The organism is uncultured Sphingobacterium sp., from assembly GCF_964277905.1.
Lineage (GTDB): Bacteria > Bacteroidota > Bacteroidia > Sphingobacteriales > Sphingobacteriaceae > Sphingobacterium > Sphingobacterium siyangense.
In genome coordinates, this window is the sequence record NZ_CAXYKD010000008.1 from 79,922 (window position 1) to 101,376 (window position 21,455).

Sequence of the window (21,455 nt, forward strand, 5' to 3'; positions counted from 1 at the left end):
TTACATGAATTTAATACGTTTTGCCTTACGCAAGCCAATATCTATCCTCGTACTCGTATTGGGACTTATTGTCTTTGGCATAGGTGCCGTTCGATCGATCAAGGTGGATATCCTGCCAAAAATGAACCTTCCGGTTATTTATATTGCCCATCCATTTGGTGGCTATTCGCCGGATCAAATGGAATCTTATTTTGCCAAAAACTACGTCAATATCCTTCTTTTTGCCAATGGGGTCAAGTCTATTGAGACCAAGAATATTCAAGGGCTGACCTTAATGAAAGTATCGTATTACGAAGACACCAACATGGCACAGGCTGCAGCCGAGCTGAGTGCCCTGGCCAATCGGATCCAGGCCTCCTTTCCTCCAGGCTCACAACCGCCGTTCATCATTCGTTTTGATGCCTCCTCCCTTCCTGTAGGCCAACTGGTATTGAGCAGTAGCAAACGGTCCAATAATGAACTACAAGATCTGGCCAACGTCTATGTCCGGGCATCGTTTACGTCAATCCCCGGTTTATTGTCGCCCCCTCCTTTTGGGGGAAGTCCACGTACAATTGAGGTAAACGTTGATCCCGATTTAATGCGGAGCCACAATATGACACCCGATCAGATCGTAGAAGCACTAAGATTGAACAATCAAACCGCCCCTGCAGGAAACGTACGTATTCAGGACAAAAACTACATTACACCAACGAACAACACCATCAAGGATGTCAAAGATTTTGAAAAAATCCCGCTATTTAAAGGTGGAGTACAAAATCTTTACCTTGGCGATATTGCTACCGTAAAAGATGGTGCCGACGTTACCGCAGGCTATGCTTTGGTCAACGGCAAACGTTCCGTATACGTCAGTATTGCCAAAGCCGGCGATGCCTCAACCTGGGAGGTTGTCCAAAACTTAAAAGCAGCCTTACCAAAAATTCAGGAAAATTTACCCGACGACGTCAAACTATCCTATGAATTTGACCAATCCGTCTATGTCATCAATTCTGTAAAGAGTTTGATTACCGAAGGTGCAATCGGCGCTATCCTCACCGGACTAATGGTCCTCCTATTTTTAGGTGATCGAAGAGCTGCGTTGATCGTTATCCTAACCATTCCGATATCCGTGATCTCCGGCGTGCTCTTTCTAAAGCTCTTTGGGCAGACCATCAACCTCATGTCCCTCAGCGGACTAGCTTTGGCTATTGGTATCCTGGTCGACGAAAGTACGGTAACGATAGAAAATATACACCAGCATCTGGATATGGGTAAACCCAAAGCCTTGGCTATCTGGGATGCCTGTAAAGAGATCGCCTTACCCAAATTATTGATCCTGCTCTGTATACTAGCCGTATTTGCGCCGGCATTTACCATGACAGGCATCCCGGGTTCGTTATTTCTTCCCCTGGCTTTGTCCATTGGATTTTCAATGATCATATCCTTTCTCCTTTCGCAGACATTTGTTCCTATCATGGCCAACTGGCTTATGAAAGACCATGCGCATAAAGCGCCACACGCGACCGAACCAGCGGGCTTAAATGCAGATGAAGCTCAATTCGCAGCAACTGGACTGAGTGTAGAATCTGAACAGGATACCCTAAATCAGAAGAAACTATTGGTGGAACGGGAAGACTTTAACAACGATGGAAAGCTGAGTATTTTTGAACGGTTCAGAAACAGATTCATGAAAATGATCGACCGTCTGTTCAAAAGGAAGAAAACCATTACCGTAGTTTATCTGCTGGGAGCAATAAGTCTTGTTGTCATTTTACTTTCCACAATCGGACAGGATGTATTTCCGAAAGTTAACTCCAGTCAGTTCCAAATGCGCCTCCGTGCGGCTGAAGGTACACGTATCGAACGCACCGAAGAAAAAGCAAAACTAGCGCTGGCCGAACTGGAAAAACTGGTCGGGAAAGAACATATCAGCATATCTTCTGTCTATATCGGTCAACATCCCGGACAGTTTTCAGTATCACCGATCTATCTTTTCATGGCTGGTCCACATGAAGCTGTTTTCCAGATTGCACTGAAAGACTACCATCACGATATGGACAGTTTCCGTGATGAATACCGGAAACGCCTGAAAGCGGCAGTTCCCGATGTACAGGTATCCTTTGAACCGATCGAGCTTACAGATAAAGTATTAAGTCAGGGATCGCCCACTCCTATTGAAGTTCGGATAGCAGGAAAAAACAAAAAGAACAACGAGAAGTACGCCGGTAAATTGATCGAGGAACTAAAAGCCATCCCTTATTTTAGAGATGTGCAATTAGCGCAATCCATTAAATACCCTTCTTACGATATTAAGATAGACCGCATCAGGGCTGCACAACTGGGTATCGATCTCAGCGAAGTAACACGATCGCTGATCGCTTCCACTTCTTCTTCGCGTTATACCGAAAAAAACACCTGGATCGATGAAAAAGCTGGACTGTCATACAACGTCCAAGTTCAGGTTCCCATCGATAAAATGAAAGATGAGAAAGAAATCGGTGAAATCCCTTTATTGAAAAATTCAGCGCGACCAATACTGAGCGACGTTGCAACGATCACACCGTCCTTCACCTATGGCGAAAACGACAATTTAGGTGCAATGCCTTATGTATCAGTTACAGCAAATATTGATCATACCGATTTAAAAACAGCTTCTAAGGATGTACAGCGTAGTATCAAAGCCCTTGGTGAACTTCCTCGCGGCTTGTCGATCGAGCAAATAGGACTTGGAAAAGTATTGTCAGAAACCATGAGCAGCCTCGAATCGGGTTTAGCTGTGGCCATCATCGTCATATTTTTGATGCTATCAGCTAACTTTCAGTCGTTCAAAGTTTCTATGGTTGTTCTCACCACAGTTCCTGCGGTTGTGCTGGGCTCATTGCTTCTGCTGTTGTTAACCGGATCTACCCTCAACTTACAATCTTACATGGGGATTATCATGTCGGTGGGTGTATCCATTGCGAACGCTGTTTTGCTCATCACCAATGCTGAACATATCCGTCGGCATAATGGCGATGCGCTGGCTGCAGCCCGTGAGGCAGCATCCTTACGACTTCGGCCTATTATCATGACCAGTTTGGCCATGATTGTGGGTATGCTCCCTATGGCCATTGGTCATGGTGAAGGTGGCGAACAGGTTTCACCACTCGGTAGAGCCGTAATTGGAGGATTACTGTTTTCGACTTTTGCCGTACTCGTCATCTTACCGCTTATATTTGCTTGGGCGCAAGAAAAAAGCAGTACACAATCGATCTCATTAGATCCTGAAGACAAAGAAAGTAAACACTATATTGCGGCATTAAAACCTTTATCGTAAAAGCAGTATAATCTATAAAACATGAAAAATAATTTGTTCAAAATATTAGCTATCGCCGGTCTGATCGCATCCTTAACAGGATGCCATTCGGCTGCCGAGGAAAATGCAAAAAAAGAAAGTCCCGAAGCTGCAGCTCCGGCAATGGAGACATTTGTACCCACCAAACAGAAATTAACAAATAAAATGCAGATCCCTGGAGAAATCACGGGATTCCAGCAGGTCGAGATTTACGCTAAGGTCAGCAGTTACGTCAAAAGTCTTAACGTGGACATCGGAAGTAAGGTGCATGCCGGTCAGCTATTGGCTGTATTGGAGGCTCCCGAATTGAGTTCGCAGCTTTCAGCAGCCAAATCGCGGCTCAAATCGCAAGAAGCGGTCTATATGGCTACAAAAAGCACTTACGACAGACTCTTTGAAACCAGCAAAGTAGAGGGAACGGTGGCTAGACTGGATCTTGAGGTTGCTGAGTCAAAAAAGAATGCTGATTTTGCGCAGTACCAAGCCGCTAAATCCGCCTACGCAGAGGTACAAAACCTGTTGAACTATTTGGAAATCAGAGCCCCCTTCGACGGTGTAATCGCAACAAGAAATGTCAATCAGGGCGCCTATGTTGGTCCTGCTGGCCGTGGTTCAGAAATGCCCATCATGACCATTCAGCAACAACGCAAACTGAGGTTAGCCGTTGCTGTTCCGGAACAATATTCGGGTTTCCTGACCGAAAACCAGCCCTTACAATTTACTGTCAAATCATTGCCTGGGCAAACCTTCTCGGGTAAGATCGCTCGTAAATCGGGTGCCTTGGACAGCCGGTTAAGATCCGAACGGGTAGAAATTGACATTAACAATACCGACAACAAGTTATTGCCGGGCATGGTTGCAGAGGTCGAATTGCCTTTAACATCTCAGGATAGTACTTTTGTTGTACCGAAATCAGCCGTATTTACTTCGGGCGAAGGAAGTTTTGTGATTGCTGTTGTTTCGAACAAAACACAACGTATTCCTGTACAGAAAGGACGCAGCATCGATGGTCAGATCGAAATATTTGGCGACTTAAAACAAGACACCAAATTGATCAGCAAAGCGGATGAAGAGATTATAGACGGAACATCAGTCAAATAGGACATCTCCTAAATCCTAAACAAAAGAAAGACCGAACCCATTACAACCCGGGTTCGGTCTTTCTAATTTATTCGGTCTTTCTAATTTAAATGCCCATAAATTTAAAGGGTTGGGCAGCCTTAAACAGGTTATTTGAAATGCCATTTATTGCCATCCCTTGCTTCATGTCCAACTTCATCGTCGGAGCCCCTTTCTTTAAATCAAATTTAGCCAGATCTACCCACAGTGTTCCCGGAACCAATACATTCTCAAAATAATAGATTCTATTGTTTTGATCAGCTACCGATCTCCACCGTGTAGAGGAAATATTAGGTTCAGATTCCGAGCTTATTCCAAATGGAACCGAGCAGTTTCGGATCACACTGAAAACACTGGCAACGGAAAGCCGCACATCGTCTGTTTGCGGGATCGCATTAATGTAATAGCAAGCCCTCACAAAACGATCAGCAGCTCGGTTTGTCCCCGGCAACATGATGGTTCCCGGAATTCCCTGCCAATACCTGTTTAGCGCCAGCTGATCTTCAAAGACGGGCGAGTTTGTCATAACAGTATAGGCCGCATCGTGATGAATAACCAATTTCCCATTGATGTATTCAAATATAGCGTTGTCGCCTGTGGCATCTGACAGCGATAAATGCACGGTCGTAAATTTGGTGGTTCCCGGGATATAATCACTTACAATTACAAATGGCTCATCCTTTAAAGCAGATACTGCTTCACTGACGGTCGCAAAATTATCCAAAACATATTGGGCCCAAGCCGAGATTGCTAGACCTTTTTTTGGTCCCGCTGGATCAAATTTAGGATAAGTAGATTCGACAAGCCAGAGTACATTGGCCACCAATCCCTTTTCATTTAAACCATCGACTGTAGCAATGTCCCACGCACTGGAAATAACACTGCCATATTGTGAAGTCCACTGCAATGACTGTGGACCGACCTCCCCGCTTCTTGCTACGCCGCGCGGAAACACCCATAAATTGGCCGCGATATCGTCTCTCCAGTCCATACTTCTAGCTGTGATAACGGTCTGATTAGGTCCTTTATAAACAACGCGTGTACAGGATCGACCTTCGTTAGCAACAAAAAGAAAGACGATCAACATAAATTGTGCAAGATACTTCATATGTATAGATTTTTTTAATAAGTGATACAGCTTTTTTGCCTTTGAGGACAAAAGGATCCAATATCTTAAACAATAATTCGGGCTTATTGTTTGTCTAAGCTGTAACCGGCATGATTTAATCCAGCACAGCTTAGACGAGCATAATCTATAGCCATAATAAATGGCCCTGGGAACTATTCAGCTGCTTTCGGGTCAATTGCTGCTGCTGCTGCAGTTAATGCTAAGGCACCCCCAACGATCATAGCCTCCTGCCCCTTTTTTTCCTTAACAGCCAGCACGTCTCCACGCTTATTATACAGTTCAATAATATTATTAAGCGCTACTGAACCGGTCTGCCAAAGCTGGGCAGCATAAAATTTTTGCTCCGTAGTTTTAACAATGGCTTTACCATCTTCTAAAATCGAATAACTTAAATAACTGCGTAAACTGTAAGGTGAATCAATGCCTTCAAATCGAGCAAGTTTTACCGCAAAACTCTCGCCACTCATATCATACATATACACTTTTTCTTTTTGGGATGATCGTACAATGGATTTAACATCGTTTTTAAAATCAAAATAATGCCCATCCACATAGGCATGTGGTGGGATAAGCACCACATCTTTAGGCAAACTTACCGATCCTGTGATAGAACCGTTCACCCAAGTATCATTGAATATAGTGGATTTACTAGCGTTTATATCGTAAACCGAAGCATTCATCTTTCCATTAAAAGCAGCTTGTTCAGCAGAATAACCTTGCGTTTTACCATTAATAACCATGGCCGAATTTTTAAGATCCCATAAGATCGGTTTATCGATTTTATTTTCTATTCGAAGGTAAATTCGACCATCTCTGTCGGCAAAGGAATAATCAATTTGTACTGTATCATTATTAAATGAAAACGTTCCCTTGTCTTCATCTTTTTTTACATTCTCCCCATTGAATGTCATGAGATAGTTGGAAGAACAGGCTGAAAGAAAAACAGCACAATACGTTAGCGTGAGAACTTTGAATACTTTTCGCATAATATCAGGATATCTTAGTGTAATTGCAACGGCACGAGTGCTGTTGCATAACAATATAAAAAACTATTATTAAAAAAACAGCGAAACGACATAAAATAATTTCCTAATTAGGGTATTAATCGCAAAGTATCACTGTTTCTATCAAAATAGTACATGATCGTCATAAAGCAGTAAATGGCCCTCTTTTATCGTCCGATACAGCTTTGAAATTGCTTTACATCAGTTTCCATAATAACAGGGATATTACAGGGGGTTAACAGGGGGATAACAGGGGGTTAGCAGGGGTAAATCCCCAGTTAACCCCCTGTTAATACCTTGTAAAAAGATTATTATATCCCTCTTAATGGAGAATAGGATATTCGACTGATAGTAACCATAAACAAATCAAGGAATATACTCAACTGTTGGTCTGATTAGCGTAACAAAAACGGTTAAACGAATAGAAGTTTTTTTAACCGGAAAGCAAAAGCTATATTTACAGTCAACTAAACCCAATCCAATGAAAGAGAAATTTATCGACAGAAAAGACCAACAGGCCAATAAGATATTTGAAAGAAGAACATTATCCTCCGATTATAGAACGATTATTCCCTTACTGTCTCCTGGCATGGAAATCTTGGACGTAGGCTGTGGTACCGGAACGCTCACCAATGAGGTAGCAAGCTATATCGGCGACGGAACTATAATCGGGCTCGATAATACACAGTCTTTTATCGACAGTGGCAATGAGCACTATGGTAGCACCCAAAATCTGAACCTGGTCTGCAACAATATTTTTGATTATCAGCCTCCACATCCTTTCGACCTGATTATAACGGCGCGCACCATGCAATGGTTAAGTGATATTCCCAGGGCATTGGGCTTATTTAAATCCTGGTTAAAGCCCGGAGGACAAATTTCTATTTTAGACTACAATCACACCGCCATTGAATGGAACCCCGCCCCTCCGGAAAGCATGCTCACATTTTACCATACTTTTCTGAAGTGGAGAGCAGATGCAGGTATGAACAATCGTGTTGCTGATGAGGTCGCGGCACTGCTCCAGGAAGCAGGTTTCCATTCTGTTCAGGTTATCAATGCCGATCAGACCTACAAAAAAGGAGAAGCTAACTTTGATACCAATCTGGCCATCTGGAACAAAGTCGCCCAATCGCGACAAATGGTTACGGAAGGGTATATCTCCGACGAACTTCGCTTACAGGCTATCGCCGAATACAGCCAATGGATCGAAACAGAAGCGACAAGCATGACACTTAAAATGAACGATGTACAGGCTAAAGTATAATCTCCTTTTATCCGTTTTCCTCCTACTGACACTTCCCGGGCTGGCCGTAAAAGCACAGCTCAGGGATACCATGGTCAATGTAGGCAACCATAGCCTTCATTTTACTTTAATGAAAGGAAAAGGTATCCCCATTGTCTTTGAATCTGGAGCGGGAAATGATGCTTCCGTTTGGAGAAAGTTATTGGAACCGCTATCGAGCAAATTAGGCGCACCTTTAATTACCTATGATAGGGCTGGCTTTGGGAAAAGTGAAATAGACACCGTTAACATTAGCTTGACAAATGAAGTAAAGGATCTTAAAACTGCTTTGCAGCAATTGGGCTATCGTGATCGGTACTTTTTTGTTGCCCATTCCTTCGGTGGTAACTATACGATGAAATTTGTAACGACCCATCCTGGTCAGGTTGTTGGCACAGTAATGATCGATATTGTCTCCCCTTATCTCATGACCATGGAGCGATCCAAATCATTGAAGAGCGAATATGCCAGTGAACTTGATAACATCAAAAAAGAAAGCTTAGGGTTCTATCATCTCGTTTTAAACTACGAAGCGTCAACGGCTGTTCTACATGAGGTTGCAGGAAAAATCAATGTCCCCATGACTGTCATTGGTTCAGGAAAATCGCCTTTTGAAGAACCCGATCGCAGTTTATTTATTGCTGCCCTTAAAAAATTTGCAGATCAAAAAAACAATAGACGTTATCTTTTGGCTCAAAATGCGGAGCACCATGTCTTTTATGACGAACCGGATCTGGTCATTGATGAAATCGTCAAACTATATCAAAAAACCGCATTCGAGTAATCAAAAAGTCTATCCGTACAACCGATTTTATTTGTAGCTTAGCAAGGCTGTACAACACACAACAACTTATCTTATGGATCATCAGGCCCAAAATGTCATCGATACACCGAGCAACAATACGGTGTTTATGGTATGGAATTTCCACGAAAATGTGGTCATTAAGGATGTCTTCCAACGCTTATGTGCATTGGTTGTCAATCTCAACAATTCGGCGCAGGTACGTTCAAATCTTGTAAAAGCAAGCGTGGTATTGGGCATAAGCCACCATGCCTGGAAAAAGCTTGAACTCAACGAACCTATGCCAAAGGAATTGGTTCCTTTCGAACCTATCATCGGTCAAAAACATATTGCTGTGGCTACCCCCGGAGATTTACATTTCCATATTCGTGCTTATGAAAAAAGCTATTGCATTGACATGGCCACCGAAATTGCAGCCTTATTAAGTCCCGTTGCCGATTGCAAGGAGGAAGTTCATGGGTTCAGATATTGGGACGGCCGAAGTATCTTGGGTTTTGTCGACGGAACAGAAAATCCCCTTGGTGAGGATCGTGCTTTCTTTGGTATCGTTGGTGATGAGGATGTAGCCTATACGGGTGGAAGCTATTTATTTGTACAAAAATATATTCACGACATGAACGCCTGGCGTTCTTTACCCGTCGCTGAACAGGAGAAGGTCATCGGCAGAAGCAAAGCAAACGATATTGAGATGGGCGACGATGAAAAACCGACTAATTCACATTCGGCCCTAGCCAATGTCGGTGACGATTTGAAAATTGTTCGCGACAATATGCCTTTTGGGCAAATCGCAACAAATGAAATGGGAACCTACTTTATCGCTTACGCCAGCACATTCAGTACCGTACAATTGATGCTGAACAGAATGTTTATTGGTGAACCCGAGGGGAATTACGATAGAATACTGGACTTTAGTACGGCCCATACCGGCTCCCTGTTCTTCTGCCCAACAATCAATATGCTGAAAGAATTTGCAGGTTAAAAGCTGTATACCCACTATCTCGGATCATTTCCAACAGGATATCCCAACGAAGTGCACTTCGTCATGGAATATGGTCCCACAAATTTATTTTTAAAACTACACAACAAAAAAAATGGAAATCACTATTATTCAGCTAGGTGACGAAAACATTGCTGAAGTTAAAGGTTCAGGCGTCTTTATCCATAATCTCGATGATGGTCTACAGATTATGGTCGACTGTGGCGCGCAAGAAGCATACAAAGCAATTATTTATCAAGAGAACATCACAGACGATTTCTTCGAACTTAAAACAAAACTTGCCGGTGAAATTCTTCAAAAATATACGCAGTATGGCTTTGACATTGCCATCGTTGGCGATTTCTCCAGATACAACAGCAAAAGTCTAAACGATTTTATCTACGAAAGCAATAAATCAAAGAAAATCAATTTTGTCGGTACGCGTGAAGAAGCGATAGCCAGATTTTCAAAACGTTAAGTCATGCATATTGAATCAGAAAGATTAGCGATTCGGCCCATTATGGCAGAAGACAGTCAGGCCGTATTCGGTTACCGTTCGGATAAAGAAACCAATAAATACCAGGGCTGGATTCCAGACTCTTTGGCAGAAGTCGATGCATTTATTGCTAAAAATCCGGGCACATTCAATCTTCCAGAGTCCTGGTTTCAGCTCGTTATGACCGACAAAATAGCAAACGCAGTAATCGGCGATATTGGCGTTCATTTTTTTGGTACTGAACACCTGCAGGTGGAATTGGGCTGTACCATAAAAAAAGAATTCCAGCAACAGGGTTATGCCAAAGAAGGACTGAAAACAGTTATAGCGGCCCTGTTCCGTCAGTATCATAAACATCGGATCACGGCCTCGGTAGCTCCAGAAAACAAGGCATCCATGCAGCTTTTCACAAGTTTGGGATTCCGAAAGGAAGCTCATTTTGTAAAAAGCTATTTCCATAACGGTCAATGGGAAGATGATGTGGTCTTTGCAATCCTTGCCGAAGAATGGAAATCAACACAATAAGTCGTCTCTTCGCGACTTATTGTGTTGTACGATTAATCCAATCGGCATAAGACAGCACGCCCAGTTCGGGCCTACCCTCCCCTTCCAAAACTGCGATAAACTCCAATTGGTTGCCATCCGGATCATTAAAGTAAATGGCCAATGCAGGCATCCACGCAAAGACCATCGGTGCTTCGATCCCATCCTTTAAAAAATTATAGGGTGTCAGGTCACGTGTTTTCAGATAGTCCACGGCGTAATTCAGTATATCTTCTTTATCCGCTCTAAAAGCAAAATGTCTCGGTTGAAAGTTTGTTTCTTCCTGCCACAGGCCCAACATATAGTCTTTGCCGGTTCCAATCCATAAAAAAACAATAGGACGTGTCGGATCGCGATGTGCCACACGTAATCCCAATACCTCCGTATAAAATGCGACCGATTTAGCTAAATCACGCACCTGAATATGCGTTTCGTATAAACCTTGTATCATAAGTTATTTCATTTTAAAATTATTTCAATCCATTGATAGCGCTCTCGTGATGTAAATGCAAAATCGGATAGGATTTGCCCATACCATCTACAGCTGAGCGCCCGATAAGCTGATATCCTTTTTTCAGATAAAAATCAACAGCCTGCTGATTTTGCTCATTGACATCAACTTTATACACCTGTAGCCTATCCAGCACATGCTGTAGCGCCACAGTCCCAATACCTTTTCCCCTGTATGCTGAATCCACAAATAACATTTCCAGATTATCATCAGAGACAGCGAAAAAAGCAGTAGGCTGTCCATCGTCATCGATGACATATACCTTTAATTGTGGTAAATACTCGGTTGGGATCAGTCTCTTATATAACTGAAGATCCTCCTCTTTCAAAAAATCATGTGTTGCCCGAACCGAATTTTCCCAAATGCGCAGGATTGCCGCATAGTCGGCTTCACTTGCCGCTCTTATTTCCATAACCATTATCTCCCTCTAAAAATTCTTATTTACACCGTATCGCTACAGGATAGCATTCTTATAAAAGCTTCCCTTCCGCTTTACAGAAAGGCAATGTAAGTTAAATTGGAGAATTAAAATCATGAAAAAGTTAAATAAGACAGAAAGATGATGATTTAGGTTCCGATAATTTGATTTCAGAGAAAACAACCTTATCTTGTAAATAAACACATTAGCCATGTACAATACACTTCTATTCAAAAAATATCTCCCGGAAGATTTTGACGCTTTCCACGACTTAGTTAAAGCGGATGATGTCATGAAATACATTACCGGCAAAGGATTGTCCGAAGAGCAGGCCCGGAAAAAGTTCGATTCGATTCTAGAAATTAACCAGGATCCTGATTTAGGCTATTTTAAAGTAATCGAAGCGGATACCCTAAAGCTTTTAGGCGACTGTAAGCTTGTTAATTACAAAAAAGATCCAAGTGTATTCGAAATTGGTTATTTGCTCCGCAAAGAACATTGGGGAAAGGGACTGGGAACACAGATTTGCGAGTCGATGCTAGCCCTTGCCACAACATTAAATCCAGGTAAAGATGTGATTGGTATTATTGATCCCGATAACACCGCATCGAGACGACTACTGAATAAATTCGGATTCAAAAGTTTCTTCGTCGGGATAGAAGACGATATTGCCACAGAAAAACTCATGCTCAAACGGACAGCATCCGAATAAACAAAGCCCATTCGAATATTAAAAACAATAGGAACTGTATATGCCCAAGCCGAACAAAAAGTCAATGAAGTTTAAGGTAAAAACAACTTATAATACACACGAAAGTCTTCAAGATACCTTATCATTCTTTGGCGTAAATTGCCACCGCCCCTATTATATTTCTTCTGGAAATCCGATTTTTGAATACCCAAGCAATGCTTTTCGTATTGATTATTATGCCATCTGTATCTGTACGGCAGGCGATATAAATATTCAGGTAGACAATCAGGAATACCATATCTCGACAAATCATATCCTCATATCCGCCCCAACAACAATTATCCGTTTTTCGCAGGTCAGCCCCGACTTTAGAATGAAGCTGCTCTTTTTTGACAAAGCATTCCTGCTTAAACATATTGTCAATCCATTCTTTATCGAACAACTGGGGCTTTTCAAAAATTCGACCTTTACCATTGTCAGCTCCGAAGACAAACAAATTGACAAGCTGTTAAAATTAATAGACTACCTCAAAGAAGTTACCTTAAGAACAACGCATTTTACAGCAGATATCATCCGCACGATCATCTTTAATCTCCTGTTAGAGATCGCCGACGAATTGGCCTCTAAAGACCATAATACAACGGAAAGTGTACAAGAGACCAACAACCTGTTCTATAAGTTTACAGACCTGGTTCAACGACATAGCAATCAATACAAAGAAGTACAATATTACGCCGATCAGTTATTTATTTCAAACAAATACCTCATTCAGATTGTTAAAAGAGCATCAGGTAAAACACCACATGAAATTATTGATGAGCGTGTACTTAAAGAAGCCTATGTGCTACTCGGGAATCCCGAAAAGACTATCTCAGAAATTTCTTATGAAATCGGATTTAATTCCATCTCAGCATTTGGTCGTTTTTTCAAAAAATACTCCACCTTATCGCCATCAGAGTACCGAAAGCGACAAAATATGTAGATAGAGGAAATTCGGTAGAACAATAGCGAATTTGAGGGCACAAATGATGAAGGTGATCTTAGTAACTTTACTCAAGAATTAAAAAAACATAAGAATCATGAAAGAAATCACCTCAAAATTCGACAAAGTATTAAATGCATCTGCTGAATATGGAAATGTAAATCATGAACCTGATTCAAGCAAAGAACAACAACGTAACACACCGAAAAAATCGATGCCCTTTTCTGATCAGATCGGAAATTATCAACGCAATAAAGGTATTCCACCAAAATCATATAAAGACAGTAAAATCTACATCGTCGGAAGCGGTATAGCAGGGATGTCTGCAGCCTACTATTTTATCCGTGATGGTCATGTTCCTGCTGAAAACATCACATTCCTCGAACAGCTCCATGTGGAAGGCGGCTCGTTAGATGGCGCCGGTAATGCAACCGACGGCTATGTCATCCGCGGTGGTAGGGAAATGGATATGACCTACGAAAATCTTTGGGATATGTTTCAGGACATTCCTGCATTGGAAATGCCTGCCCCCTACAGTGTTCTGGACGAGTACCGTTTGATCAATGACAACGACTCCAACTATTCCAAAGCAAGGCTTATTCATAAACTTGGTGAGATAAAAGACTTCAGCAAGTTTGGATTGGGCAAAATGGATCAGCTGGCCATCATTCGATTGCTCCTCAAAAATAAAGAAGATCTAGATGACTTAACCATCGAAGACTACTTCAGCGAGTCATTTTTATCCAGTAATTTCTGGACCTTCTGGCGTACCATGTTCGCTTTCGAAAACTGGCATAGTTTACTTGAGCTGAAATTGTACATGCACCGCTTTTTACATGCGATAGACGGATTGAATGACCTTTCATCACTCGTATTCCCGAAATACAATCAATACGACACCTTTGTAACCCCTTTGCGTAAAGTACTTCAAAGCAAAGGTGTAAACATTCGATTCAATGTATTGGTCAAAGACCTGGATATCCAAAGCAATACCGATGGAAAAGTTGTGGAGGCCCTAATTACAGAACAAGATGGCAAAGAAGTAAAAATTCCAATCGGAAAAGACGACTTCGTCATTGTAACAACTGGATCAATGACAGAAGATACCTTCTACGGGGACAACAAAAATGCACCGATCATCGGTATCGACAATAGCAGCAGCGGTCAAAGTGCAGGCTGGAAACTCTGGAAAAATCTTGCTGCCAAATCGACCATATTCGGTAAACCCGAAAAGTTCTGTAGTAACATCGAAAAATCAGCATGGGAGTCTGCGACCCTGACATGTAAACCTTCGGCTTTAGTCGAAAAACTAAAAGAATATTCCGTCAACGACCCTTATTCCGGCAAAACTGTTACTGGCGGTATTATTACCATTACCGATTCCGATTGGTTGATGAGTTTCACCTGTAATAGACAGCCACACTTCCCTGGCCAACCGGATGATGTTCTTGTCTTATGGGTATATGCCTTATTTATGGATAAAGAAGGAAATTACATCAAAAAGCCAATGCCACAATGTACTGGAGATGAAATTTTAGCCGAACTATGTCACCATTTGGGCATTATTGATCAACTGGACGATGTTATCAAAAATACGATTGTACGTACGACATTTATGCCTTACATCACCTCGATGTTTATGCCACGAGCAAAAGGCGACCGTCCGAGAGTCGTACCTGAAGGATGTAAAAACCTGGGCTTGATCGGTCAGTTTGTAGAAACCAACAATGACGTTGTCTTTACCATGGAAAGCTCGGTACGTACCGCACGTATTGCGGTATACGAACTGCTGAACTTAAACAAGCAGGTTCCGGATATTAATCCCCTACAATACGACATCCGCCATCTTTTGAAAGCAGCCAAAACATTAAATGATGACAAACCATTTGTGGGCGAAGGCTTACTACGTAAAGTTCTAAAAGGCACTTATTTTGAACATATCCTGCCTATCGGTTCTGAGGAACAAGAAGACCATGAATCTTTCCTGACAGAGCAGATCACCAAATTCAAAGATTGGTTAAAAGGAATTAAAGGATAAGGATCACAACCTGCGCCATGGTTCCGTGGCGCAGATTTTTACGAATTGAAAAAACAATAACATCATGGACTTTAAAAATATAACGATAGCTGGCAGTGGGGTTTTAGGCTATCAAATCGCTTTCCAAACAGCATTTCATGGCTATCATGTCACTGTATACGACATCAACGACGATGTACTAAAAAAAGCTGCAGCAAAATTTGATATTCTGGCGCAGGCATTCGAGAAAGATCTTCATGCGAGTAAAGAACAACTGGCTTCAACCTTTGATAGGCTCAGTTATAGTTCAGATCTTGCCGCGGCGGTAGCAAAAGCAGATCTTCTTATCGAAGCTGTTCCCGAAAACCCAACCATTAAAATTGGTTTCTATCAGGAATTAGCGAAAGTGGCTCCGGAGAAAACCATTTTTGCCACAAACTCCTCAACCTTGCTACCAAGTCAATTTGCCCAAGAAACCGGCCGTCCCGAGAAGTTCCTGGCGCTACATTTTGCCAATGAAATCTGGAAACACAATACAGCAGAAATTATGGGCCATCCGGGTACAGACAAAACGGTATTTGAGCAGGTTGTAAACTTTGCAAAATCCATTGGCATGGTTGCCCTACCGCTGCATAAGGAGCAGCCTGGCTATATTGTAAACTCCTTACTTGTCCCATTACTTTCGGCAGCGACGGATCTTTTGGTCAACGAAGTGGCAGATGCCCAAACAATCGACAAAACCTGGATGGTTGCCACTGGGGCGCCAACAGGCCCCTTCGGCATACTCGATATCGTTGGCATCACAACAGCTTATAATATCAACAAAATGAGCGCCGATGCGACCAATGACCCCTTAAAGATCAAAACAGTGGCCTATCTCAAGGAGCATTTTATAGACAAAAACAAATTGGGCGTCGCTACTGGGGAAGGGTTCTATACCTATCCCAATCCGGCCTATCAATCGCCCGACTTTTTAAAATAGGTCTCTTCAGAAACAATAAATCGTCGCAGGTGGAGCTGTGACGATTTATTGTTTATGCTTATTTCAATCCGCTCCCCTCTTTCACTCATTCGCATAAACTCCGTTCAACCATGCAAAAGTTGAGCGATGCTGTCCATTCAATACCGGTTTGCTGATACCCATTGTTTTAAGGATGGCATCAAAAGCTTCACCGATCATAAAATCATCACGATTGCTAAAAAGTGAAACCACAAGGTCTTTCTGTACATCGATATATACGATATGATGAAACCCGGTAGATTCACCTGAATGAAACAGGATTTTATGGCCTGCATTTTTTTGAATAAACCATCCGAAATGATACGCTATTCCATCCTTTACCGGGTAGGCCATTTGATCGAACAATTGCTCCAGTCCCGGCTGTATTAGCCGATCTTTTACCAAAAAATTGGCCCATGTATGATATTCATCCGCAGATAGATAAACACCCCCATCCCCCTGTGTCGCACTTGTCACACTCTGATCGGCAAACAGGTAGGAGCCTTCTGTCGGATGATAACCGTAGACTCGTTCATCAACTGTCGTGCCCGGTTCATAGACCAATCCCTTACTAATGCCTATGGGTTCAAACAATTGACTTTTGACAAAGGAAGCAAAGGATTTTTTTGCAACATGCTCAACAATCAGCGATAAAAGACAATATCCCGTATTGCTATAGCGAAATTGACTTCCCGAAGGGAAATATAAACGATCAGTCTGTCGGATATACTTCAGCACATCCTTATCCGATACCTGATCTTTCCTCTCTTTCGGAATAAGTTCTTCATAGTCCCAGATTCCGGATGTATGTTGCAGAAGCTGTGCTACAGTAATATCCTTCAGTGCGACAGGCAGATCTTCAAAAAAAAGGGACAATGGATCCTCTAGTTTTAAACGCTTTTGAATCACTAAGGTATATATCGCTTGTGCAGTCACCTGTTTGCTTACCGATGCCAAGCGAAAATGTGAACTGGATGTGATTGCACGTTTTTCCTTCAAATCTGCACGTCCAATTGCATAACGATAAATAAGACGACCGTTCTGACTAACTGCACAGCTAATTCCCGGAGCTGCCGGATCCTTGTAATAGCCTGCAATGGTGCTATCCAATTTTGATTTATCCATTTTTTGCCCCATAACAACACTTGTTACACAGATCAAAATAAAACTCAGTTTTAGGTTTATCATATTTTATACCGCACATTTCGGTTTATATTGTCAGCCTCCTGAAAAGCAGAGCGTATTAAATCAATTTGATCTTATTGCTTTTCAAAAATGCACCCTTCAAAAATCGAAATTTTCTTGCAATGCCCGGGTGTTTTTATTGATTTTTATTTATTTCTTTTAATTTTGCTTTCATGCTTCATTGCTCATGAAGTCGAACTGATCCGGAATCCTTCCCTCAGTTCTTCATTAAAAAATCACGACAGACTATGTTTTTTATTTTCAGTATCTACGACTTTGTATTAGCAGAAAAAACGGTAACAGCAACTTTAAAAAAAGAAAACGCGCCACGAAATTTCACCTTACAGATTATTACGCCGGCCCGTCGGTTTATAGGTCTACCTTTTGGCGGTGGATTTGTCAAACTTTCCAGACTTTATGACGAACAGGGAAAATTGATTCACGCACGGAATTATTCAGATGAATTAAAAGCCGAGATCAAAGCGTTCAAAAGTCAGTATAGCATCCCCTATTTTCAGTTATGGAAAGGATTTCTTATTGTCACTGCGGCAATCCTTATCTGGGCAGTCATTTATGGGGTAAAGAATAAATTGGGCAATCAACAACGGGAAAAAGAAGTTGCTCAGATGATTGATAATTTGAAGCAACTAAAGGCAGGTCAACTTTATGGCGCTACTTTTTTTACCGATCAGGATGGTAACAGTATAAATGGACTTCCTGCTGGTTGGATAAAAATAGATAAAATCGTGGGCGACACTATTTTTATACATCGTTCAAAGCAGCTCGACACAAATTCGGCACTTTTTGACATGAAGAATATTGCTTCGTTCAGGCCCCAATCGACCGATGAATGGCAGGAAAAAACAGAAAAAATGGATTTAAATCTATTGAAAAAACAGCTCGAGGATGCTGCGACAAAAAAAGTCGATCTGCTCTATATCGGTAAAGACCACGAGAAATATTCAGGTGTTATATTGACGATAAAAGGTAGCGAGTAAACCTTATTTCTAGGTATAACCAACGTATTGACTTTTCAGCGCAGACAGATCATGCGGCTAGATCCATACTTAAAAAACTCAAGATCGGACGTTTTAAGCAGCGGCCGATCTTGAGTCTCTATTTTTAGTACTGGATTTTTTCTTTTAGTACTGGATTTTTTCGTCAATATCGTATTTCATGCCTGGATAGTGCAGCAACCTTCGCATCAAGGCAATCTGACCGGCCAGATAATCCTCCCGTCCGATACACATCCCTATGAAATTTAGCTTGTCCTCCTCAATAAAAGGGATATTCATATTAATCTTAAATAGTTCAGCCAGCTGCGTATCGTCCACTTGCAGCAAAGCAGCATAGACTTTCGGTGATATCGATTTAAAATTTTCTTTTAATTCCTGCACATTGGGATAGTGATAACTTTCATCGAGTGTCTTTCCCATAAAAAATAGCTCATGGTAAGGATCATTTTCCTGAAGCCCAAGAACATGTGCCATTGCATAACGCACATTTACAAAATTACCCGCCATCCATACGATATGGTTGGTCTGTCCATCAATTCGTTTTAATGCATCTTCTTCCGAAACGCCATCCAACGCATTCAGAAAAATTTGACTGTGCATGCGATAAGCAGGAATGATGATTTCTAATTTTAATGATTTCGGTTTATCCATTTCGTTTTGATTTTTTTAAATACTAAATAACTGATTTATACTAAAATTACACGTTTCAATAGCGATTACACTTGTCGTAGGACAAGAAATAAAAATGAACAAAATTGATAGATCATTGCGAAATAAATTCTAAATTTCTACTAAATTGAACTTCTATCTTTACCGCATGAAGATTTTGATCATAGAAGACGAATTGGAGCTGGCCAAAAGCATCGCTACGTACCTTAGCGAACAACACTATTTATGCGAATTTGCGCCAACTTTGCAGGATGCTCTGGACAAAATTCAGTTATACCAGTACGACTGTATCTTACTGGACATCGGTCTACCAGATGGAAATGGTCTGAAACTACTCGAAGAGTTGAAAACGCAGCGAAAGCAGGACGGTGTGATCATCATTTCTGCAAAAAATGCATTGGACGACAAAATCCATGGACTACAACTGGGGGCCGACGATTATCTAACGAAGCCTTTCCATTTATCTGAACTCACAGCACGAATCTATTCCTTGATCCGTCGCAAACAATTCAATAGCTCAAATATTGTTGTGCAAAATGAAATACAGATTGATCTACTTGCAAAAACTGTTATCGTCAATGATCTTCCTGTTGTATTGACAAAAAAAGAGTTCGATCTGCTGATGTTTTTTATTGGCAACAAAAATAAAGTAATTTCAAAAAGTACCTTAGCAGAACACTTGTCCGGCGACATTGCTGATATGCTCGATAACCATGACTTTGTCTATGCTCATGTCAAAAATTTAAAAAAGAAACTACAGGACGCCGGAAGTCAATCCTATATCAAAACGGTATACGGTACGGGCTACAAATGGGAAAATTAAAATAGTAAGATGAAACCCCTACTGAGCAAAATAACGGCCCCATTTCTACTCTATGTATTGATTGTACTAGGTGTCAGTATTCCTGTTTATTATTTTGTAATCGACGGGATATGGAAAAGTGAATTAGACGAACATAACGAAATTATCGTCAAAAAAACAACCTACGAACTGAACAGTTTAAAACTGTCCGAAGACAAGCTCGAAGCCAGCATCGCTTTATGGAATAACATACAACCTGAAACCAATATACATCGAGTAAAGCCGGGCGATTTATTGCAAGATAGCGTGTATACCATCGAAAAACCGCAGCGTTTTGTTGATCCAAAGACAATTGACCGATTTAGATGCCTATCATCTGTTATTCAGATCAATGGTGCGCCTTATCGTTTTACTGTACAAACAAATATTGAGGAATCCGTAGAGACTATTGCCGCCATTGCCGCAACAACACTGTTTTTCTTTGTTATCTTGGTCATTGGTTTACTTATTATCTCCAGAAAAATATCACTTAGGCTCTGGAAACCATTTCGAGATACCGTTGATAAATTGAAGGCATTTAATCTCAATAGTCAACAACAGGTTGACTTTCAGCAAACGGACACCATAGAGTTCCATGAGCTTAATCAATCCTTATCCAAGCTTCTTGAAAAAAACCTGGCCGTATACCGATCACAAAAGGAATTCACTGAAAATGCTTCTCATGAATTGCAAACACCTTTGGCAATCCTAAAAAATAAGTTAGATATTTTATTGCAGTACCCTGATCTAAGCGATGAGCAATACCTGCTCTTTGAAGATATGCATAAAGCGCTTTCACGTAGTACGCGAATCAACCGCAACCTGCTGCTGCTCGCCAAAATTGACAACAGTCAATTCGATCATTCCGAAAAAATCAGTATGGACTCGCTTGTTACTCAAAGTATTGAAGTCATGCAAGAACATCTGGAGCTAAAACAGCTTCGACTGCAACAAGAGATCCAACCATCGGTGCTGCTGACAGGAAACAGCAGTCTGACCGAAATCCTGATCAACAACCTACTCCTGAACGCCATACGTTACAGCAATGCCAACGATACAATTGCTGTACATCTCAATCAAACCTCTTTAACGGTATATAACCCCGGTTCAATGCCCTTAGATAAAATACTTTTATTCAAACGGTTTTCCAAACTTTCGAAAAACAGCCAAGGCAGTGGTTTAGGATTGGCAATTATTACCGAAATCGCCCGGTATCAAGGCTGGACTGTTGATTATCAATTTGAAAATAATCAACATATTTTTTCCATTCATTTTTAAAATTCCAAAAGTATTCCTATTCTACGATCATTAACAGGCATTAGGTAAGTGATGTCATCGCAGGACCGTGTAGAAAGTTTTATTTGCATATCCGTGTAAATTTAGCTTAGTTTGATACATTTGTAGGGACAATGCATGGATAGCCCATGATTTGGTATCATAGATAAACTTCGATTCATC

At 41.3% G+C, this 21,455-nt stretch carries 20 protein-coding genes; 14 read left to right on the forward strand and 6 right to left on the reverse strand.

The window, feature by feature from the left end; all coding sequences use genetic code 11:
* Positions 1-4 precede the first annotated feature (4 nt).
* Both ACHWSC_RS06510 and ACHWSC_RS06515 read left to right on the forward strand, forming a co-directional pair.
* Positions 5-3,295, forward strand: coding sequence for an efflux RND transporter permease subunit (locus tag ACHWSC_RS06510; protein ID WP_394676237.1), 3,291 nt, complete (start codon positions 5-7; stop codon positions 3,293-3,295).
* A gap of 21 nt (positions 3,296-3,316) precedes the next feature.
* Positions 3,317-4,414, forward strand: coding sequence for an efflux RND transporter periplasmic adaptor subunit (locus ACHWSC_RS06515; RefSeq protein ID WP_394676238.1), 1,098 nt, complete (start codon positions 3,317-3,319; stop codon positions 4,412-4,414).
* A gap of 85 nt (positions 4,415-4,499) precedes the next feature.
* Here the strand turns inward: ACHWSC_RS06515 and ACHWSC_RS06520 are convergent, their stop codons facing one another.
* Positions 4,500-5,540: a linear amide C-N hydrolase gene (locus ACHWSC_RS06520; RefSeq protein WP_394676239.1), complete on the reverse strand. Its 1,041-nt coding sequence runs from the start codon at positions 5,538-5,540 to the stop codon at positions 4,500-4,502.
* Between the two features lie 173 nt (positions 5,541-5,713).
* Positions 5,714-6,547, reverse strand: a complete 834-nt coding sequence (locus ACHWSC_RS06525; RefSeq protein WP_394676240.1) for a hypothetical protein — start codon at positions 6,545-6,547, stop codon at positions 5,714-5,716.
* Positions 6,548-7,046: 499 nt separating this feature from the next.
* Here ACHWSC_RS06525 and ACHWSC_RS06530 point away from each other — a divergent pair, with 499 nt between their 5' ends.
* The 5 genes from ACHWSC_RS06530 to ACHWSC_RS06550 all read left to right on the forward strand — a co-directional run bounded on the left by ACHWSC_RS06530 (position 7,047) and on the right by ACHWSC_RS06550 (position 10,649).
* Entirely contained in the window at positions 7,047-7,832 is a 786-nt protein-coding gene (locus tag ACHWSC_RS06530; protein ID WP_394676241.1) for a class I SAM-dependent methyltransferase, read from the forward strand.
* Positions 7,813-8,634, forward strand: a complete 822-nt coding sequence (locus ACHWSC_RS06535) for an alpha/beta fold hydrolase (protein ID WP_394676242.1) — start codon at positions 7,813-7,815, stop codon at positions 8,632-8,634. Before ACHWSC_RS06530 ends, ACHWSC_RS06535 begins: the two co-directional genes overlap by 20 nt.
* A 73-nt stretch (positions 8,635-8,707) precedes the next feature.
* Positions 8,708-9,631 carry a Dyp-type peroxidase gene (locus tag ACHWSC_RS06540; protein ID WP_394676243.1) on the forward strand — a complete coding sequence of 308 codons (924 nt, stop codon included), beginning with the start codon at positions 8,708-8,710 and terminating at the stop codon, positions 9,629-9,631.
* A 112-nt stretch (positions 9,632-9,743) separates the two neighbouring features.
* Positions 9,744-10,106, forward strand: a complete 363-nt coding sequence (locus tag ACHWSC_RS06545; RefSeq protein ID WP_115050019.1) for a DUF4180 domain-containing protein — start codon at positions 9,744-9,746, stop codon at positions 10,104-10,106.
* Between the two features lie 3 nt (positions 10,107-10,109).
* Entirely contained in the window at positions 10,110-10,649 is a 540-nt protein-coding gene (locus tag ACHWSC_RS06550) for a GNAT family N-acetyltransferase (RefSeq protein ID WP_394676244.1), read from the forward strand.
* Between the two features lie 16 nt (positions 10,650-10,665).
* Here ACHWSC_RS06550 and ACHWSC_RS06555 read toward each other — a convergent pair whose 3' ends face one another.
* Both ACHWSC_RS06555 and ACHWSC_RS06560 read right to left on the reverse strand, forming a co-directional pair.
* Positions 10,666-11,118: a VOC family protein gene (locus tag ACHWSC_RS06555; RefSeq protein ID WP_075993850.1), complete on the reverse strand. Its 453-nt coding sequence runs from the start codon at positions 11,116-11,118 to the stop codon at positions 10,666-10,668.
* A 19-nt stretch (positions 11,119-11,137) separates the two neighbouring features.
* Positions 11,138-11,590: a GNAT family N-acetyltransferase gene (locus tag ACHWSC_RS06560; RefSeq protein ID WP_183044033.1), complete on the reverse strand. Its 453-nt coding sequence runs from the start codon at positions 11,588-11,590 to the stop codon at positions 11,138-11,140.
* Between the two features lie 217 nt (positions 11,591-11,807).
* Between ACHWSC_RS06560 and ACHWSC_RS06565 the strand changes: the two genes are divergently transcribed.
* From ACHWSC_RS06565 to ACHWSC_RS06580, 4 genes are all read left to right on the forward strand, one after another.
* The gene (locus ACHWSC_RS06565; RefSeq protein WP_115050011.1) at positions 11,808-12,308 is read left to right on the forward strand and encodes a GNAT family N-acetyltransferase; all 501 of its coding nucleotides are present in this window, start codon (positions 11,808-11,810) and stop codon (positions 12,306-12,308) included.
* Between the two features lie 64 nt (positions 12,309-12,372).
* On the forward strand, positions 12,373-13,269 hold the full coding sequence (locus tag ACHWSC_RS06570; protein WP_394676245.1) for a helix-turn-helix domain-containing protein: 897 nt from the start codon (positions 12,373-12,375) through the stop codon (positions 13,267-13,269).
* A gap of 97 nt (positions 13,270-13,366) precedes the next feature.
* Positions 13,367-15,307 (forward strand): oleate hydratase, encoded by a 1,941-nt coding sequence (locus tag ACHWSC_RS06575; protein ID WP_394676246.1) that lies wholly within the window; start codon positions 13,367-13,369, stop codon positions 15,305-15,307.
* Positions 15,308-15,371: 64 nt separating this feature from the next.
* Positions 15,372-16,268 (forward strand): 3-hydroxyacyl-CoA dehydrogenase, encoded by an 897-nt coding sequence (locus ACHWSC_RS06580; protein WP_120336288.1) that lies wholly within the window; start codon positions 15,372-15,374, stop codon positions 16,266-16,268.
* Between the two features lie 81 nt (positions 16,269-16,349).
* Here ACHWSC_RS06580 and ACHWSC_RS06585 read toward each other — a convergent pair whose 3' ends face one another.
* A complete protein-coding gene (locus ACHWSC_RS06585; RefSeq protein ID WP_120336287.1) occupies positions 16,350-17,474 on the reverse strand; it encodes a serine hydrolase in 1,125 nt (374 codons plus the stop codon).
* A gap of 245 nt (positions 17,475-17,719) precedes the next feature.
* Between ACHWSC_RS06585 and ACHWSC_RS06590 the strand changes: the two genes are divergently transcribed.
* The gene (locus ACHWSC_RS06590; protein ID WP_286775136.1) at positions 17,720-18,469 is read left to right on the forward strand and encodes a hypothetical protein; all 750 of its coding nucleotides are present in this window, start codon (positions 17,720-17,722) and stop codon (positions 18,467-18,469) included.
* Positions 18,470-18,613: 144 nt separating this feature from the next.
* Here ACHWSC_RS06590 and ACHWSC_RS06595 read toward each other — a convergent pair whose 3' ends face one another.
* On the reverse strand, positions 18,614-19,138 hold the full coding sequence (locus ACHWSC_RS06595; RefSeq protein WP_394676247.1) for a DinB family protein: 525 nt from the start codon (positions 19,136-19,138) through the stop codon (positions 18,614-18,616).
* A gap of 166 nt (positions 19,139-19,304) precedes the next feature.
* Here ACHWSC_RS06595 and ACHWSC_RS06600 point away from each other — a divergent pair, with 166 nt between their 5' ends.
* Both ACHWSC_RS06600 and ACHWSC_RS06605 read left to right on the forward strand, forming a co-directional pair.
* Positions 19,305-19,979, forward strand: a complete 675-nt coding sequence (locus ACHWSC_RS06600; RefSeq protein ID WP_201638815.1) for a response regulator transcription factor — start codon at positions 19,305-19,307, stop codon at positions 19,977-19,979.
* A 9-nt stretch (positions 19,980-19,988) separates the two neighbouring features.
* Entirely contained in the window at positions 19,989-21,275 is a 1,287-nt protein-coding gene (locus ACHWSC_RS06605; protein ID WP_394676248.1) for a sensor histidine kinase, read from the forward strand.
* The last annotated feature ends 180 nt before the right edge of the window (positions 21,276-21,455 follow it).

Coding starts and splice junctions, on each gene's coding strand:
- ACHWSC_RS06510 (WP_394676237.1), top strand. CDS start 5: ATGAATTTAATACGTTTTGCCTTACGCAAGCCAATATCTATCCTCGTA.
- ACHWSC_RS06515 (WP_394676238.1), top strand. CDS start 3,317: ATGAAAAATAATTTGTTCAAAATATTAGCTATCGCCGGTCTGATCGCA.
- ACHWSC_RS06520 (WP_394676239.1), bottom strand. CDS start 5,540: ATGAAGTATCTTGCACAATTTATGTTGATCGTCTTTCTTTTTGTTGCT.
- ACHWSC_RS06525 (WP_394676240.1), bottom strand. CDS start 6,547: ATGCGAAAAGTATTCAAAGTTCTCACGCTAACGTATTGTGCTGTTTTT.
- ACHWSC_RS06530 (WP_394676241.1), top strand. CDS start 7,047: ATGAAAGAGAAATTTATCGACAGAAAAGACCAACAGGCCAATAAGATA.
- ACHWSC_RS06535 (WP_394676242.1), top strand. CDS start 7,813: ATGTACAGGCTAAAGTATAATCTCCTTTTATCCGTTTTCCTCCTACTG.
- ACHWSC_RS06540 (WP_394676243.1), top strand. CDS start 8,708: ATGGATCATCAGGCCCAAAATGTCATCGATACACCGAGCAACAATACG.
- ACHWSC_RS06545 (WP_115050019.1), top strand. CDS start 9,744: ATGGAAATCACTATTATTCAGCTAGGTGACGAAAACATTGCTGAAGTT.
- ACHWSC_RS06550 (WP_394676244.1), top strand. CDS start 10,110: ATGCATATTGAATCAGAAAGATTAGCGATTCGGCCCATTATGGCAGAA.
- ACHWSC_RS06555 (WP_075993850.1), bottom strand. CDS start 11,118: ATGATACAAGGTTTATACGAAACGCATATTCAGGTGCGTGATTTAGCT.
- ACHWSC_RS06560 (WP_183044033.1), bottom strand. CDS start 11,590: ATGGAAATAAGAGCGGCAAGTGAAGCCGACTATGCGGCAATCCTGCGC.
- ACHWSC_RS06565 (WP_115050011.1), top strand. CDS start 11,808: ATGTACAATACACTTCTATTCAAAAAATATCTCCCGGAAGATTTTGAC.
- ACHWSC_RS06570 (WP_394676245.1), top strand. CDS start 12,373: ATGAAGTTTAAGGTAAAAACAACTTATAATACACACGAAAGTCTTCAA.
- ACHWSC_RS06575 (WP_394676246.1), top strand. CDS start 13,367: ATGAAAGAAATCACCTCAAAATTCGACAAAGTATTAAATGCATCTGCT.
- ACHWSC_RS06580 (WP_120336288.1), top strand. CDS start 15,372: ATGGACTTTAAAAATATAACGATAGCTGGCAGTGGGGTTTTAGGCTAT.
- ACHWSC_RS06585 (WP_120336287.1), bottom strand. CDS start 17,474: ATGATAAACCTAAAACTGAGTTTTATTTTGATCTGTGTAACAAGTGTT.
- ACHWSC_RS06590 (WP_286775136.1), top strand. CDS start 17,720: ATGTTTTTTATTTTCAGTATCTACGACTTTGTATTAGCAGAAAAAACG.
- ACHWSC_RS06595 (WP_394676247.1), bottom strand. CDS start 19,138: ATGGATAAACCGAAATCATTAAAATTAGAAATCATCATTCCTGCTTAT.
- ACHWSC_RS06600 (WP_201638815.1), top strand. CDS start 19,305: ATGAAGATTTTGATCATAGAAGACGAATTGGAGCTGGCCAAAAGCATC.
- ACHWSC_RS06605 (WP_394676248.1), top strand. CDS start 19,989: ATGAAACCCCTACTGAGCAAAATAACGGCCCCATTTCTACTCTATGTA.